Source organism: Vibrio sp. 811, from assembly GCF_033339195.1.
Map to the genome: position 1 here is coordinate 1 of NZ_JAWOUB010000544.1, position 628 is coordinate 628.

Genomic DNA, 628 nt, shown 5'->3' on the forward strand with positions numbered 1-628 from the left:
CAAATCTTTTTGGGTTCAGCTCAATGGCGATATCGTGTGGTGGTTGTTGGCTTTGTTGCTTGCCGCCAGTATCGTGGCGTTTTTCCTTCTTTTACCGCAGTTAGATTCGCTCGTTTTTCCCGTAGTGACTATGGGCATAATGCTAGTGCAGCTCGCTTGGGCAGCCGGTGAGGTTTGGCTACAAACGCCTAGCTACGCGAATGCCATTGGCTTTAGTGGCACCGTCATCATGACGTATTCTGCGCTCGCTTACGCCATACACGGATTCCGTAAACCAATGAAGCGCGCGTATGTTTGGGTAAGTGGAAGCTACTTTCTTGCTCATGCACTCATTGTTGCTTCTATCATTTACTAACGTAAGTCAAAGCAGCGCATGACGATTTCAGTACACTGGTCGGGTTCTATTTGCTAACTGGAGTTAACGATGAGTGACATTCATGCTCACAACTTACTAAACCTACTACGTGAAACCCCAATGAGCCGCGACGAGCTCGCACAACATTTTGGCGCAGACGCACGTTTTCATACCTGTAAGTTGAATGATCTAGACTTAGATGCATTGCTAACCTTTTTATTACAGCGGGATAAGGTTCGCGAACTCGAAGGCAAGTTCGTCGTCAACATGGCG

Annotated in this window: 2 protein-coding genes; both read left to right on the forward strand. The window is 47.5% G+C overall.

Going from position 1 to position 628, the window contains the following annotated elements; translation table 11 throughout:
• The coding region (locus tag R7Q46_RS27995) for a lysoplasmalogenase family protein (protein WP_318078409.1) at positions 1 to 355 on the forward strand (355 nt) is incomplete at its 5' end.
• Positions 356 to 424: 69 nt separating this feature from the next.
• Positions 425 to 628: YecH family metal-binding protein (locus R7Q46_RS28000; RefSeq protein ID WP_318078410.1), on the forward strand; the 204-nt coding region annotated here is incomplete at its 3' end.